This window comes from Pantoea sp. BAV 3049 (assembly GCF_009765445.1).
In the GTDB taxonomy this organism is placed as follows: domain Bacteria; phylum Pseudomonadota; class Gammaproteobacteria; order Enterobacterales; family Enterobacteriaceae; genus Erwinia.
Genome location: NZ_WHOY01000031.1, coordinates 2,311,964 through 2,326,141, shown reverse-complemented (window position 1 = coordinate 2,326,141; position 14,178 = coordinate 2,311,964). Strand labels below are relative to the sequence as shown.

16 protein-coding genes are annotated in these 14,178 nt (G+C 53.3%); 3 read left to right on the top strand and 13 right to left on the bottom strand.

Annotation, left to right across the window (positions count from 1 at the left end; translation table 11 throughout):
- Positions 1-165: 165 nt before the first annotated feature.
- A complete protein-coding gene (locus tag GSQ70_RS11765; protein ID WP_158782713.1) occupies positions 166-540 on the bottom strand; it encodes an antiterminator Q family protein in 375 nt (124 codons plus the stop codon).
- A 208-nt stretch (positions 541-748) separates the two neighbouring features.
- Between GSQ70_RS11765 and GSQ70_RS11760 the strand changes: the two genes are divergently transcribed.
- Together GSQ70_RS11760 and GSQ70_RS11755 are read left to right on the top strand one after the other, a co-directional pair.
- Positions 749-1,381 carry a S24 family peptidase gene (locus GSQ70_RS11760; RefSeq protein ID WP_233268277.1) on the top strand — a complete coding sequence of 211 codons (633 nt, stop codon included), beginning with the start codon at positions 749-751 and terminating at the stop codon, positions 1,379-1,381.
- An 84-nt stretch (positions 1,382-1,465) separates the two neighbouring features.
- Positions 1,466-1,723, top strand: a complete 258-nt coding sequence (locus GSQ70_RS11755; protein ID WP_158782711.1) for a YfhL family 4Fe-4S dicluster ferredoxin — start codon at positions 1,466-1,468, stop codon at positions 1,721-1,723.
- 105 nt (positions 1,724-1,828) lie between these two features.
- Here the strand turns inward: GSQ70_RS11755 and acpS are convergent, their stop codons facing one another.
- The 11 genes from acpS to rpoE form a co-directional block, all read right to left on the bottom strand.
- Positions 1,829-2,209, bottom strand: coding sequence for a holo-ACP synthase (acpS, locus tag GSQ70_RS11750; RefSeq protein ID WP_158782710.1), 381 nt, complete (start codon positions 2,207-2,209; stop codon positions 1,829-1,831).
- On the bottom strand, positions 2,209-2,940 hold the full coding sequence (pdxJ, locus tag GSQ70_RS11745) for a pyridoxine 5'-phosphate synthase (RefSeq protein WP_158782709.1): 732 nt from the start codon (positions 2,938-2,940) through the stop codon (positions 2,209-2,211). Before pdxJ ends, acpS begins: the two co-directional genes overlap by 1 nt.
- 74 nt (positions 2,941-3,014) lie before the next feature.
- Positions 3,015-3,749 (bottom strand): DNA repair protein RecO, encoded by a 735-nt coding sequence (recO, locus tag GSQ70_RS11740; protein ID WP_158782708.1) that lies wholly within the window; start codon positions 3,747-3,749, stop codon positions 3,015-3,017.
- Positions 3,750-3,752: 3 nt separating this feature from the next.
- Positions 3,753-4,658, bottom strand: a complete 906-nt coding sequence (gene era / locus GSQ70_RS11735) for a GTPase Era (RefSeq protein WP_158782707.1) — start codon at positions 4,656-4,658, stop codon at positions 3,753-3,755.
- Positions 4,655-5,335: a ribonuclease III gene (gene rnc, locus GSQ70_RS11730; RefSeq protein ID WP_158782706.1), complete on the bottom strand. Its 681-nt coding sequence runs from the start codon at positions 5,333-5,335 to the stop codon at positions 4,655-4,657. Before rnc ends, era begins: the two co-directional genes overlap by 4 nt.
- A 132-nt stretch (positions 5,336-5,467) precedes the next feature.
- Entirely contained in the window at positions 5,468-6,430 is a 963-nt protein-coding gene (gene lepB / locus GSQ70_RS11725) for a signal peptidase I (RefSeq protein ID WP_158782705.1), read from the bottom strand.
- Positions 6,431-6,456: 26 nt separating this feature from the next.
- The gene (gene lepA / locus GSQ70_RS11720; protein WP_158782704.1) at positions 6,457-8,256 is read right to left on the bottom strand and encodes a translation elongation factor 4; all 1,800 of its coding nucleotides are present in this window, start codon (positions 8,254-8,256) and stop codon (positions 6,457-6,459) included.
- A gap of 319 nt (positions 8,257-8,575) precedes the next feature.
- Positions 8,576-9,040, bottom strand: coding sequence for a SoxR-reducing system protein RseC (gene rseC / locus GSQ70_RS11715; RefSeq protein ID WP_158782703.1), 465 nt, complete (start codon positions 9,038-9,040; stop codon positions 8,576-8,578).
- Entirely contained in the window at positions 9,037-9,990 is a 954-nt protein-coding gene (rseB, locus tag GSQ70_RS11710) for a sigma-E factor regulatory protein RseB (RefSeq protein WP_158782702.1), read from the bottom strand. The genes rseC and rseB overlap by 4 nt, the downstream gene beginning before the upstream one ends.
- Positions 9,990-10,640 carry an anti-sigma-E factor RseA gene (rseA, locus tag GSQ70_RS11705; RefSeq protein ID WP_158782701.1) on the bottom strand — a complete coding sequence of 217 codons (651 nt, stop codon included), beginning with the start codon at positions 10,638-10,640 and terminating at the stop codon, positions 9,990-9,992. The genes rseB and rseA overlap by 1 nt, the downstream gene beginning before the upstream one ends.
- Before the next feature lie 30 nt (positions 10,641-10,670).
- Complete coding sequence (gene rpoE / locus GSQ70_RS11700; RefSeq protein ID WP_158782700.1) at positions 10,671-11,246, bottom strand: RNA polymerase sigma factor RpoE; 576 nt, start codon at positions 11,244-11,246, stop codon at positions 10,671-10,673.
- A 475-nt stretch (positions 11,247-11,721) separates the two neighbouring features.
- On the opposite strand from rpoE, the gene nadB reads away from it, so the two are divergent.
- Entirely contained in the window at positions 11,722-13,323 is a 1,602-nt protein-coding gene (gene nadB / locus GSQ70_RS11695) for an L-aspartate oxidase (protein ID WP_158782699.1), read from the top strand.
- Here the strand turns inward: nadB and GSQ70_RS11690 are convergent, their stop codons facing one another.
- Positions 13,324-14,061, bottom strand: a complete 738-nt coding sequence (locus GSQ70_RS11690; protein WP_158782698.1) for a tRNA1(Val) (adenine(37)-N6)-methyltransferase — start codon at positions 14,059-14,061, stop codon at positions 13,324-13,326. It abuts the gene before it with no gap.
- Between the last annotated feature and the right edge of the window lie 117 nt (positions 14,062-14,178).

Below are 14,178 nucleotides of genomic sequence, written 5' to 3'. Positions count from 1 at the left end.
ATTTTTTATTAACTAAATTACATGCTAATAAGTTATCAATATTATTTCGTTACGAAAAGCCATCTCAACATTTTTTCCATTAAAATTTAAAAATGTTGTACCTGTATAAATTCACGTTACCAGGGTAACAGCCATAATTCGTTACGAAAAGATTTTTCTTAACATTTATACCCAGCGATCCATTTCAAGTTCAGCATCACTCATAATAATGCACGCATCGATAAACGTTTCTGCAATCATCAGCTGATTTCTTATTTTCCCTTCAGAGCATTTCTTCTTTCGGGCAATAGCCGATTTGGAGACATTCCACATATAATGCAGCATGATCAGTTCCACCTCATCCATTCGCCCTACTTTATTCAGCCTGGCAATGGCGGAATCCACAATCATTCCGTCGCTGTCACAGCATGAAAGACGAGATTTCCCCTCCGAAGGAAGCAAGCCTTTAAAACCCGCGGCCACCGGCGACCAGTCCAGCTGTGACCCTTCGGCTGCTGCCCAACTGCCCCATCGTTCTAACACTTTTTGAATATCACGCATCAGAGATCCTCATTGCTCGTTTGATTCACACTGTACATTTATACAGTCGTAATGACTTTGAAAGCAATTTATACTAAAATGCATTACACGGCAAACCGCAAACGACTTAACAGCGCCAAATACAATGCATTATCGCTTTAAAACAGGTTCAACGGGACGAAATATGATCTTCGATCTGGACGTTTTTAACAGAAATATTAAGTACTTAATGGATAAAGACGGGATCGGCAGCGTTACCGAACTTTCTAAAAAAGTGAAGCTGCAGCAGTCAACGCTGCACCGGTTACTGACCGGTGAGGTGAAAGATCCCAGGTATACCACGCTGAAGTTCCTTGCTGACTATTTCAACGTTTCAGCTACCGATCTGATCGAGAGTAATCTGGAGATGATTCAGAGGGGGACGGGTATCCCTGAAGGCGAAAGTTACCTGAAACTCTCGCTGCAAAAGGTTCCTGTCCTGGGGAATACCCAGCTGGGACATGGCGGTTACTGGAGTGATATGCAGTATCCCGTCGGCAACGGAGATGGTTTTTTGCGTTGGCCTTCATGCGACCACGATGTCTATGCACTGAAGTGTGTGGGTGATTCGATGATGCCAAGGATCAAGGAAGGTGAATTCGTGATCGTGGAGCCTAACCAGAATTTTCATCCCGGCGATGAGGTTCTGGTGGTGACCAAGTCTGGCGAGGTGATGGTGAAAACCTTTCTGTTCAAGCGTGACGGCTTTTACCATCTGCTGCCGGTCAATGAAGATCATGCGCCAATCCGCCTGGCCGTGCAGGATGTCACTAAAATGCAGTATGTCGCCGGTATTGCCAAATCCTCACTCTGGCATCCGTGAGGACAAATAAACGCCAGGTTCCGCAACAGATGTGGTAAATTATCGCCCTTCTAACGCTAAGGGCATCAGGGTAACAGTTTCAGCATGGCTTTATTAATCACTAAACGCTGCATCAATTGCGATATGTGCGAACCGGAATGCCCTAACGAGGCAATCTCCATGGGGGCCAGCATCTATGAAATTGATGTGAACCGCTGCACCGAATGCGTGGGCCATTACGATACCCCAACCTGCCAGCAGGTCTGCCCTATCGATAACACCATCATTACTGACCCGGACCATACCGAGAGCACCGAGCTGCTGTGGGAGAAGTTTGTGGTGCTGCATCACGCTGTCTCGTGATGAGAGAGGGCGAAATGGCTTTCGCCCAGATAATTACGGTTGCACAAGAGTAATGCTGCTTGTCAGCTTTGAATAATCACGTTTGCACAGGCGTAGTACCGCTTATCAGCTTTCGATAATCACCGTGGCGCAAGCATAGTGCCGCTCATCGGCCAGCGTTACGTGCACATGAGCCACGCCCAGCTTCTTTGCCACTTCCGATGCCTGCTGGAAAAAGCGCAGACCCGGCTTGCCTAATTCGTCGTTGTACACTTCGAACTGATTAAACGCCAGACCACCGCGAATACCGGTCCCAAAAGCCTTGGCCGCCGCTTCTTTAACGGCAAACCGCTTGGCAAGAAAGCGCACTGGCTGCTGATGTGCCTGATACTGCGCCCACTCGTTTTCGCTCAAGACCCGTTTTGCCAGCCTGTCACCGGATCGGGAGATTACCCCTTCAATCCGGGAGATCTCCACGATGTCGGTGCCGAGGCCAAGGATAGCCATTAGCGACGCGCTTCCCGCAGCAGGTCTTTCATCTCTCTGACCGCATCTGCCAGACCGCTCATCACTGCACGACCAATTATTGAGTGGCCAATGTTCAGTTCATGCATCTGCGGCAGTGCGGCAATCGGCTGGACGTTGTGGTAAGTCAGTCCGTGACCGGCGTTAACTTTCAGCCCTTTCCCGTCCGCATAGGCAGCGGCATCTTTGATCCGCCGGAACTCAGCATCCCGCTCCCGTCCTTCTGCTGCATCGGCATAGGCTCCGGTATGAATTTCGATATAGGGTGCGCCGGAAGCCATCGCCGCATCAATCTGCTGGTGATCGGCATCAATAAACAGTGATACCAGGATCCCGGCTTCTGACAGACGGGATACCGCTGTGGTGATTTTGTCCAGCTGCCCCGCGACGTCCAGTCCACCTTCAGTCGTCACTTCTTCACGCTTTTCCGGCACCAGACAACAGAAATGCGGTTTGATTTCGCAGGCAATGTCGACCATTTCATCGGTGACGGCCATTTCCAGGTTCATTCTGGTCTGGATCGTCTGACGCAGGATCTTAACGTCGCGGTCGGTAATATGACGGCGGTCTTCGCGCAGGTGAACGGTGATGCCATCAGCGCCTGCCTGCTCTGAAACAAAAGCGGCCTGCACCGGATCGGGATAATTGGTACCGCGCGCATTACGGACGGTAGCAACGTGATCGATATTTACGCCTAACAATAACTCAGCCATGACGGTCCTCAGAATTATCCATCGTCCCAACAGTGTACATCGTTCCACGCCGGGACCGGTATGACCTGATCGGTTTACTCTGATTCCGGCGGTGTGCCTGCGCGTTTTTTCGGCACAAACTGGCGGAAAAGCTCCTGGCTCTTTAAGGGTTTGCCACCCAGATAGGGTTTCAGCGCGATACGGGTGAAACGTTTGGCCGCCCGCAGGGTATCGGCATCCGGAAAAGTGCGTTCAGACAGCGCCCGCAGCTGGCGCCCGGTAAACGTTTTATGGTTCAGCACCAGGCTGGCGATAAAACCTTTCTCTTCCCGGTAGCTGTAGGTCATTCCGTCAGCCACTTCTTCTCCACTTCCTGCACAGTGCAGAAAATCCACGCCGTATCCCAGGTGTCCGAGCATGGCCAGTTCAAACCGGCGCAGCGCGGGTTCCGGTGTACCAGAGGTGGCCGCCAGCTCCTGAATACAATTCAGGTAGTCGAAAAAGAGTTCGGTAAACGCGGTTTCCTGCTCCAGCACACGGGCCAGCAGTTCGTTGACGTACAGCCCACAATAGAGGGTGATGCCAGAAAGAGGGAGAGCAAGAGAGATAGGTTCAGCACCGCGCAGGGTTTTAACTTCGCCCCGCCCGCCCCAGCGAACCAGCAGCGGTGTGAAGGGTTGCAAAGCGCCCTTCAGGCTGGAGCGCTTGCCCCGCGCACCTTTGGCAAGGACGCGGATCCGACCGTAATTCTCAGAAAACAGGTCGAGCAAAAGGCTGGTTTCGCTGTAAGGGCGTCCATGCAGGACGAATGCGCGCTGCCAGCCTTCCACGAGTCAGAGGTCGTCTACATAGCCCAGGCTACGCAGGGCGCGTTCATCATCCGCCCAGCCGGACTTCACTTTCACCCACAGTTCCAGATGCACTTTAGCTTCGAACATCTCTTCCATATCTTTACGCGCTTCAATGCCGATGGTTTTGATCTTCGCGCCTTTGTTACCGATAACCATTTTTTTCTGGCCTTCACGCTCAACCAGGATCAGGCCATGGATGTCGTAACCTCCCCGCTCGTTAGTCACGAACTGCTCGATCTCAACGGTCACAGAATACGGCAGTTCGGCACCCAGGAAGCGCATCAGCTTTTCACGGATGATCTCTGAAGCCATAAAGCGCTGAGAACGATCCGTAATGTAATCTTCCGGGAAGTGGTGAATCGCTTCCGGCAGGCGCTTACGCACAATGCTGGCAATGGTATCCACATTCTTACCACTTTCGGCTGAGATCGGCACCACGTCCATAAAGTTCATCTGCTGGCTGAGAAACTGCATGTGCGGCAGCAGAATGCTTTTGTCAGTGATGTTGTCGACCTTATTGATCGCCAGCAGCACCGGCACTTTATTATCTTTCAGTTTGTTCAGCACCATCTCGTCGTCGGCGGTCCAGCGCGTGCCTTCCACCACAAAGATCACCAGCTCAACATCTCCGATGGAGCTGCTGGCTGCACGGTTCATCAGGCGGTTAATCGCCCGCTTCTCTTCCATGTGCAGACCTGGGGTATCCACATAGATGGCCTGGTATTCGCCTTCGGTGTGAATGCCCATAATGCGGTGACGGGTGGTTTGTGGTTTACGCGAGGTGATCGACACCTTCTGCCCCAGAAGCTGGTTCAGTAAGGTGGATTTCCCGACGTTGGGGCGGCCTACAATAGCAATAAAGCCGCAGTGGGTGGTTTGTTCGCTCATTCAAGTCCCAGCTTAATCAGCGCCTGTTCGGCTGCTGCCTGCTCAGCTTTGCGACGGCTGGAGCCGGTTCCTACAACCGGATCTGCCATGCCGCTTACCTGGCAGTGGATAGTAAATTCCTGATCGTGCGCTTCGCCCCGCACCTGCACCACCAGATAGGAGGGCAGCGGCAAATGGCGACCCTGCAGATACTCCTGCAGACGCGTTTTTGGATCTTTCTGTTTGTCACCCGGACTGATCTGATCGAGACGGCTGGCGTACCAGTTCAGGATCAGCTTTTCCACCACCTGGATATCGCTATCCAGGAAGACGCCACCAATCAGCGCCTCTACGGTATCAGCCAGAATCGACTCACGGCGGAAACCGCCGCTTTTCAGCTCGCCCGGCCCTAATCGCAGGCACTCGCCCAAATCAAATTCACGGGCCATTTCTGCCAGCGTATTTCCACGCACCAGCGTGGCTCGCATGCGGCTCATATCCCCTTCATCGACACGAGGGAAACGGTGGTAGAGCGCATTGGCAATCACATAACTGAGGATCGAGTCGCCCAGAAACTCCAGTCTTTCATTGTGCTTGCTGCTGGCACTGCGGTGAGTGAGCGCCTGCTGCAACAGTTCCTGATGGGTAAAAGTGTAGCCCAACTTCCGCTGGAGCCTGTTAATTACGATGGGATTCATGTGTTACCAGTATCTGAATGCGTCAATTATGCTGCACACGGAACAGGGCTGGACCTGCCAACACGAACCTGTTTCGTGTGCAGTGGCTCCCCGCAGGAAGCCACCCTTTTTATCAATGGTGCCCGAAGGCCATTAATGAATACCGCCAATGCGGCTCAGGCGAACGCCGGTTGGCCATTGCCCTTCCTGCTTCTCAAAGCTCATCCAGATGGCTGTTGCTTTACCAACCAGATTTTTCTCCGGCACGAAGCCCCAGTAACGGCTGTCTGCGCTGTTATCGCGGTTATCGCCCATCATGAAGTACATGCCCTGAGGCACCACCCATGTTGACTGCGGCTGGCCCGGCTGCTGATAGTAAGAGCTTGCCTGACTTTGAGCCTGCGTCACCAGCAGAATGTGGTGAGTCACCTCGCCCAGAGTCTCATTGCGGGTCGCCAGACGTAACCCGCCACGCATGGATTCGCCCTGCGGCATCTGGTAAAAACCATTGCCCACTTCATTGCCGTCAAACCCGCTAAAGGTCTGGATAAAGTCGCTTGGCTGCACGTCCGAATAGGTAATCGGCAATGCGGTTTCGCAAGCTTCGCCGGATGAGCAGGCCGGATTAACGGTGACGGTTTTGCTCTGAGGATCATAGCTCACGCGATCGCCCGGTAAGCCGACAACACGTTTAATATAATCCATGCTCGGATCTTTCGGGTATTTAAAGACCGCAATATCGCCACGCTTCGGGTGACCGGTTGGGATCAACGTCGTCTGGGTGATCGGGTCTTTAATACCGTAGGCAAATTTTTCCACCAGAATAAAATCACCAATCAGCAGCGTTGGCATCATCGATCCTGACGGGATCTGGAACGGTTCGTAGATAAAAGAGCGCACCACGAACACCAGCAGCAGCACCGGAAAAACCGACGCTGCCGTTTCAACCCAGCCAGGTTGCTTCGCTACCGCTTTCTCCCCTGTACTGCCAGACTGGGCAGCAGCTTCGGCTGACTTAGCCTTGCGGGCCGGAGCCCACTTGAATTTATCCACACACCAGATAATCCCGGTGAGTAATGTTGCCATCGCCAGAATCAGGGCGAACATATTAGCCATTCCAGTTCCCTCGTAGCCTTGGGGCTTTATTTACCGTCTTTACCAACATGGAGAATGGCAAGGAACGCTTCCTGAGGCAACTCAACGTTACCCACCTGCTTCATACGTTTCTTACCGTCTTTCTGTTTCTGCAACAGCTTTTTCTTGCGGCTGACGTCACCGCCATAGCATTTCGCCAGGACGTTTTTACGCAGTTGTTTCACGGTGGAACGGGCAATGATGTGGTTACCAATGGCCGCCTGGATCGCGATGTCAAACTGCTGACGCGGGATGAGATCTTTCATTTTTTCCACCAGGTCACGTCCGCGATACTGCGAGTTGTCACGGTGGGTGATTAGCGCAAGAGCATCGACACGCTCGGCGTTGATCAGCACGTCCACACGCACCATGTCGGATGCCTGGAAGCGTTTAAAGTTATAGTCCAGCGAGGCGTAACCACGCGAGGTGGACTTCAGGCGGTCGAAGAAGTCGAGCACCACTTCCGCCATCGGGATTTCATAAGTCAGGGCAACCTGGTTACCGTGGTAAACCATGTTGGTCTGCACACCGCGTTTTTCGATACACAGCGTGATCACGTTGCCGAGGTATTCCTGCGGCAGCAGCATGTGGCACTCGGCAATCGGTTCACGCAGCTCTTCGATGTTGTTCAGCGGCGGCAGCTTCGCCGGACTGTCAACATAGACCGTCTCGCCGGAAGTGGTCAGCACTTCGTAGACTACGGTCGGTGCCGTGGTGATCAAATCTAGGTCGTATTCACGCTCCAGACGCTCCTGAATGATCTCCATGTGCAACAGGCCAAGGAAGCCACAGCGGAAACCAAAGCCCAGCGCGGTGGAACTTTCTGGCTCGTAGAACAGTGAAGCATCGTTCAGGCTCAGTTTGCCCAGCGCATCACGGAAGGCTTCATAGTCATCTGAACTGATTGGGAACAGACCGGCATAAACCTGCGGCTTCACTTTCTTGAAGCCTGGCAGCGCCTTTTCCGCCGGGTTACGTGACAGCGTCAGGGTATCCCCAACTGGCGCACCCAGGATATCTTTGATTGCGCAGACCAGCCAGCCAACTTCGCCACAGTTCAGCATTTCGCGGTCAACACGCTTCGGGGTGAAGATCCCCAGGCGGTCGGCGTTGTAGGCCAGACCGGTGCTCATTACTTTGACCTTATCGCCTTTACGCAGGGTGCCGTTTTTAATGCGCACCAGTGAGACCACGCCCAGATAGTTATCAAACCAGGAGTCGATGATCAGCGCCTGCAGCGGGCCTTCAGGGTCGCCTTCCGGAGGCGGGATATCACGCACCAGGCGTTCCAGGACATCCGGTACCCCCACGCCAGTTTTGGCGGAGCAACGTACCGCATCGGTGGCATCAATGCCGACGATATCTTCGATTTCCTGCGATACGCGATCGGGATCCGCCGCGGGCAGATCGATCTTGTTCAGCACCGGTACCACTTCCAGATCCATTTCCATCGCAGTGTAGCAGTTGGCCAGAGTCTGTGCTTCCACGCCCTGCCCGGCATCAACCACCAGCAGTGCGCCTTCGCAGGCTGCCAGCGAGCGGGAAACTTCATAGGAGAAGTCCACGTGGCCCGGGGTGTCGATAAAATTGAGCTGGTAAGTTTCACCGTCTGGCGCGTGGTAGTCGAGCGTCACGCTCTGCGCCTTGATGGTAATGCCGCGTTCACGTTCCAGATCCATTGAATCCAGCACCTGTGCAGCCATTTCACGTTCGGTCAGGCCACCGCAAATCTGAATCAAACGGTCGGAGAGCGTTGATTTGCCATGGTCGATATGAGCGATGACAGAAAAGTTTCTTATATGCTTCATTTATATGAATATTTTCGCTTAAACGTTCGGTTTAATTCTCGCGGTGGACACGGCCGTCAACACTTACTGCAATGCACCCGCCATCAATGAGCACGCATCTTACACTGTTAGCCCCCTACACGAAAGAATTCACACGCATAGCAGGACATCAAATTCGCAACGGGGGATGTCAGTTTACGACCATGCTGACCATTCATTACACTCCAGACCATCCTTAAGAAAAAGTCTTCCAGACTGCAAAAGTAAACAGGGCCGCCGAAGCGACCCTGCAACACTTAACCTGTTGATTGAAAGTATTTATTAACAGCAGGCCGGGGAATTATGCATCCGTTTCGACCCGGAGAACATCCGGAGGTAGTGCAACGCTGAGGATTACCGGCTGGAAAGAGGCAGATTTCCCGAGGAAATTCGAAATTCCCTTAGCCACAATAAAACCGCCAACGCCACCCAGTAAAGCACCCGCTGCGGCGGAAATATCGCTATGAAACAGCATCTGGAACAGGCCAGCAACGATGAACAGGCCCAGCAGCGGAGTCATATACACAAGCAAAGCCGAACTGAGCAGGCTTTTCTCTTCAATGCCCAGCTCAATACGTTGCCCCGCCTTCAGCGGTTCAGCGCTGGCGATTTTCATCACATGCGCGTTTTTCGGCCCCAGCTTGTTGAGCATGTGGCTGCCGCAACCCTTTCGGGCCGAGCAGCTGCTGCAGGAAGTTTTCATTTCGGAGTGCAGCGTGGCCACACCATCCTGCCACGACACCACCGTGGCCCATTCTCTCATCATTGTGCCGACCCCAGTTTAACGCCGTCTGCAATACGTTTAGCGGTTGATGGCGGGAGTTCACCGACTACCGTGATTTCCGCATTATTACGTACTTCAGTCTGGACCGTACGACGCCCGGTGCGCAATAGCTGTGGCGAACTGTTTTTATCGGCCGCGCTGACGTTAACCGAGAAACTGAACAGGCCATCAGAGTAAAGACGAGATTCCACCGGTTTGTTCAGTGACGGGATCTGCCGGCGGCTCTGCGTCACTTCTTTCATTCCCACCGGCAACCAACCTGCGGTCCAGTTAAAGGTCACTTTATCACTGGCAGGAATGGATAAAGAAGGTGGCAGATTGGCTTTTTCCAGCCCCTGCATCATCTTCCGCACGCCATCATCCACCGCGAAACTGACCACGCGATACTGCTCCAGCGTCTCACCGTCATGATCAAGCAGATCGACCCGCAGTGGCAGTTTGGTGTCGCTGTCCAGCCAGACAATGTAGCTGTAGCGCGTGCCATCACGGGCCACGATGCGGATCACCTCACACATCTGGTCGGCAATGCGGGTGCGGCCTACAGGCACAAAATCATAGGTATCCGCCAGCTTCTGGAAATCGGCATAAACCAGCGACGGGAGGGCATCAACAATGTGATCCCCTGCCAGGGTAAACGGCTCCAGGCCGGGTTCGAAGTAACTCACCTCATTACCGCGCTGGATGATTTCACGGCGCGGCCCGTCCATCTGCAGCATCTGAGCATAAACTTTGTTGTTCAGCACGGCATGACGGTAACGCAGGGATTCGATCCCCAGTCTTGAGACGTTGATGTAAGCGAATTCGTAATTGAGAGACTGGCTGGCCTGCTCCATCTGTTGCAATAGCGCCCCGGAGGTGGTTTCCGCCGGGGCGACACTGGAGTACATCAGGCTGCCAGCCATAAGGCTGACGGCGCACCAAAGTTGCTTCATTACTGCTGCTGAATTCCTAACGACTGATTACCCGGAACCTGAACGGCAGCCTGCTGAACAGGGTTCTGCTCAAACTGGAGCTGATCGGAATGCAAGCGGCGCTGCAATTCATAATCCTGCAGCATCGCATTCACACGGCGGCGCTGTTCCTGCACCTGCTGTGGCGCATTGCTGTTAACTGCGCTCTCAGAAGGCACTCCCAGACTCACCGGAGAAGCCTGCCCCATCATCGGCAGCGTGTTAAACACCGGCGAATCTGACTGACTCTGCCCGTTCTGCGGCTGGTTGTAATGCTGCACGCCAACGATTACTGCCAGCGAGACACAGGCGGCTACGCCAACCTGAGTAATTTGAGCGGCCCATGGACGGACTTTGTGCCAGAACGGCATGTTGCCATAGCGTTCCGGAGTTGGCTGCGCTTCCGGGATCAGCGCTGTAGTTTTGCCAAGCGGTTCATTTGCGATTGCCGCAGCCACCCGGGCTGAGATATCGAAATGGATGACCTGCCCAACATCACCGCGCAGAGTATCGCGAATCAGGTGATAGCTTTCCCAGTTTTGTTGCAGCCCGGCGTCTTTAGACAATGCGGACAAAACTTCGTTATCCAAAGTCTCACCGTCCATTAAAGCGGAAAGTTGTTCTTTCTGCATGCCTCAGTACCCTTCCTGTATCCGCTATCGCTAGCGTTGGATAAGCGGTTGAATTTTATTATCGATGGCTTCGCGAGCACGGAAGATACGAGAACGAACTGTACCGACCGGGCAATCCATAATGGCGGCTATCTCTTCATAGCTCAGACCATCCAGCTCCCTCAGAGTAATCGCCATACGGAGATCCTCGGGCAGCGTTTCGATGGTGCGAAAAACCATCTGTTTCAATTCTTCCGACAACATTAAGTTCTCAGGGTTCGAAATTTCTTTCAGTGCACCTGCACTTTCGAAGTTTTCAGCGTCTATCGCATCCACGTCACTGGATGGCGGACGGCGTCCCTGAGCAACAAGGTAATTTTTGGCCGTATTGACGGCAATCCGATAAAGCCAGGTATAAAAGGCACTATCGCCACGGAATGATTCCAGCGCACGATACGCTTTAATGAATGATTCCTGTACTACATCAGGTACATCTCCAGACGGAACATAGCGGGAAACCAGGCTCGCCACTTTATGCTGGTAGCGTACCACCAGTAAATTGAATGACTTCTGATCTCCTTTTTGAACTCGCTCTACGAGAACCTGGTCCGTTAACTGCTCGCTCATCCGAGGTAAAGTCTCCCCAAATCTTTTTCCACGCGTTTCCGAACTCCCCGCAATAACTCATACTTTTTGAGCAAGCATGCGCTTAGAGTGATGGTCATGAGTAAAGTTCCGTTGCGCCGTTTTATTTGTGATGTCGGTGCGGGAAGAGGATAAATCAGCGATCATTTTTATGATTTCTGACTGATTTGAGCAGCCACTGCTTCTCTTTTCACTTTCGCCAGCTGGCACAAAGCGTCCCGTCAACGCCGCAGAGTACCCCAAGAAGCCTGTTTTTTCATCTTTAAATCACGGTGATTCGAGTCTGTTCGCAATATTAAACCTCTTACGCACAAAAAACCGTGAATTTGCTGTATTTCCAACAAGAATGAAAATATCGACTGGCTCACGCTCTCCCGGAGGCGGGGAAAAAAGACTTTTTCACCGCCAAAATTGGGTGCTATGCTCAGCAAACAACCTGTTTAGTAAATTAAACAATATGATTTCTTCTCCCCATTACAACTGTGACGTATTGATTATTGGTAGCGGTGCCGCCGGTCTTACACTGGCGCTCCGCCTGGCCGGGAAACATCAGGTCACCGTATTAAGTAAAGGGCCAATCAGCGAAGGCTCAACGTTTTATGCTCAGGGTGGCATCGCCGCGGTATTCGATGAGGATGACAGCATAGAATCCCACGTCGAGGATACGCTGGTCGCTGGGGGCGGTTTATGTGAGCGCGAAGCGGTCTCTTTTATCGCCAGCAACGCCAGACACTGTGTGCAGTGGCTGATCGATAACGGCATGCTGTTTGACAAAGAGAGCCCGGAGAATGGCGATGGCCCCTATCACCTGACCCGCGAAGGCGGGCACAGCCACCGCCGGATACTGCACAGTGCCGATGCCACAGGGCGTGCCGTCGAAAATACGCTGGTAAGCCAGGCCCTTAGCCTCCCGAATATCCGTATCATTGAGCGCAGCAATGCCGTGGACCTGATCGTCTCCGATAAAATTGGCCTGCCCGGCGAGCGTCGTGTTATCGGAGCCTATATCTGGAACCGCAAGCGTGAGAAGGTTGAAACCTGCCGTGCTCGATCCGTTGTACTGGCAACCGGTGGCGCGGCGAAAGTCTACCAGTACACCACTAATCCGGACGTGGCATCAGGTGATGGCATCGCCATGGCATGGCGTGCAGGTTGCCGCGTGGCAAACCTGGAGTTCAACCAGTTCCACCCAACCTGCCTGTTCCATCCTGAGGCACGAAACTTCCTGCTGACTGAAGCATTACGCGGCGAAGGAGCCGTACTGAAGCGTCCGGATGGCACAAGGTTTATGCCTGATTTCGATCAACGTGCCGAGCTCGCTCCCCGGGATATTGTTGCCCGCGCTATCGATCATGAGATGAAACGGCTGGGTGCCGACTGCATGTATCTGGATATCAGCCATAAACCAGCTGACTTCATTCAGGCGCATTTCCCGACCATCAATGAAAAACTGAAAACGCTGGGCTTCGACCTGACCAAAGAACCCATTCCTGTCGTTCCGGCTGCACATTACACCTGTGGCGGCGTGGTGGTTGATCAGCAGGGACGGACGGATGTCTCCGGGTTATATGCTATTGGAGAGGTCAGTTATACCGGTCTGCATGGGGCGAATCGCCTCGCCTCTAACTCTCTGCTGGAATGTCTGGTTTATGGCTGGTCAGCCGCAGAACACATCAATGAACATCTGCAGGCTGTGCCGCCGGTTGAAGATCTTCCTGCGTGGGACGAGAGCCGCGTGGATGATTCGGATGAACAGGTGGTTATTCAGCACAACTGGCACGAGTTACGTCTGTTTATGTGGGATTACGTGGGGATAGTCCGCACCACTAAACGACTGGAGCGTGCCCTGCGACGTATCACTATGTTGCAGCAGGAAATTGACGAATATTACGCCAACTTCCGCATTTCTAACAATCTGCTGGAGTTGCGCAACCTGGTACAGGTAGCCGAACTGATTGTCCGCTGCGCAATGGAGAGAAAAGAGAGCCGGGGTCTGCATTACACGCTGGATTATCCGAATCAACTGGACGATCCCAAACCCACTGTCCTCACGCCATAATCACCGGAACAGATAGAATTCGCGGGTCAGGCTGCAATGCGCTTCAGAATAACGCTGGTCTGGCCCGCGGATGGTCATGCGATCGAGGAACTGTTCGCCCGGACGGGGGGAAAACGCCAGCAGCACGCGGTTAGGCGGCCGCGTTTCATTATCGGAAATATCGGTGCGGAAATGCAGATGCCAGCCGCGCTGCAGCGCCAGCTCCACCAGCTTGTTACCTGCAGATTCGGGCAGGATCACACAGAAATAGCCATCTTCCGTAATGAGATTCTCCGTACAGGCCAGCAATACGTCGTGAGTTAAGTCGCTGGTATAGCGTGCTGAAGCCCGTTCGGGTGTGGCACAATCGACGCCCGGCACAAAATAAGGCGGATTGCTCACGATCAGCGAGTAGCGCTGCCCGCAATTTTTCGCCCACTGCAGAATATCATCCTGATAGACAGTGATTCGTCCGGCCCACGGCGAGGCAGCGGCATTCTCCTGCGCCTGTCCGGCCGCCTGCTCATCCAGCTCAACTGCATCAATTGCCACGGTTTCTGCTGTACGTTGGGCCAGCATCAGAGCAATCAGCCCGCTGCCAGTACCGATATCCAGCACCCGCCCGGCCCCCGCTACCGGAGCCCAGGCGCCAAGCAGCACGCCATCGGTGCCAACCTTCATCGCACAGCGATCGTGGGCGACAAAAAATTGTTTAAAAGTAAACCCGTTGGCGCGGAGAATAGCTTTCTGTTGAGACATTTGACTGACCTGAAAGGGAAACGGCGCTAGCATAGGGCAATTAAGAAATAAGGAAAAGTCATTCAGACCACACAAACAGATGAAGATCGCGTTCAATCTGTCTATAATCAGCGCCCC

Coding starts and splice junctions, on each gene's coding strand:
- lepB (WP_158782705.1), bottom strand. CDS start 6,430: ATGGCTAATATGTTCGCCCTGATTCTGGCGATGGCAACATTACTCACC.
- GSQ70_RS11760 (WP_233268277.1), top strand. CDS start 749: ATGGATAAAGACGGGATCGGCAGCGTTACCGAACTTTCTAAAAAAGTG.
- acpS (WP_158782710.1), bottom strand. CDS start 2,209: ATGGCTATCCTTGGCCTCGGCACCGACATCGTGGAGATCTCCCGGATT.
- rseC (WP_158782703.1), bottom strand. CDS start 9,040: ATGATGAGAGAATGGGCCACGGTGGTGTCGTGGCAGGATGGTGTGGCC.
- lepA (WP_158782704.1), bottom strand. CDS start 8,256: ATGAAGCATATAAGAAACTTTTCTGTCATCGCTCATATCGACCATGGC.
- GSQ70_RS11755 (WP_158782711.1), top strand. CDS start 1,466: ATGGCTTTATTAATCACTAAACGCTGCATCAATTGCGATATGTGCGAA.
- nadB (WP_158782699.1), top strand. CDS start 11,722: ATGATTTCTTCTCCCCATTACAACTGTGACGTATTGATTATTGGTAGC.
- era (WP_158782707.1), bottom strand. CDS start 4,658: ATGAGCGAACAAACCACCCACTGCGGCTTTATTGCTATTGTAGGCCGC.
- rseA (WP_158782701.1), bottom strand. CDS start 10,640: ATGCAGAAAGAACAACTTTCCGCTTTAATGGACGGTGAGACTTTGGAT.
- rseB (WP_158782702.1), bottom strand. CDS start 9,990: ATGAAGCAACTTTGGTGCGCCGTCAGCCTTATGGCTGGCAGCCTGATG.
- GSQ70_RS11765 (WP_158782713.1), bottom strand. CDS start 540: ATGCGTGATATTCAAAAAGTGTTAGAACGATGGGGCAGTTGGGCAGCA.
- rnc (WP_158782706.1), bottom strand. CDS start 5,335: ATGAATCCCATCGTAATTAACAGGCTCCAGCGGAAGTTGGGCTACACT.
- pdxJ (WP_158782709.1), bottom strand. CDS start 2,940: ATGGCTGAGTTATTGTTAGGCGTAAATATCGATCACGTTGCTACCGTC.
- rpoE (WP_158782700.1), bottom strand. CDS start 11,246: ATGAGCGAGCAGTTAACGGACCAGGTTCTCGTAGAGCGAGTTCAAAAA.
- GSQ70_RS11690 (WP_158782698.1), bottom strand. CDS start 14,061: ATGTCTCAACAGAAAGCTATTCTCCGCGCCAACGGGTTTACTTTTAAA.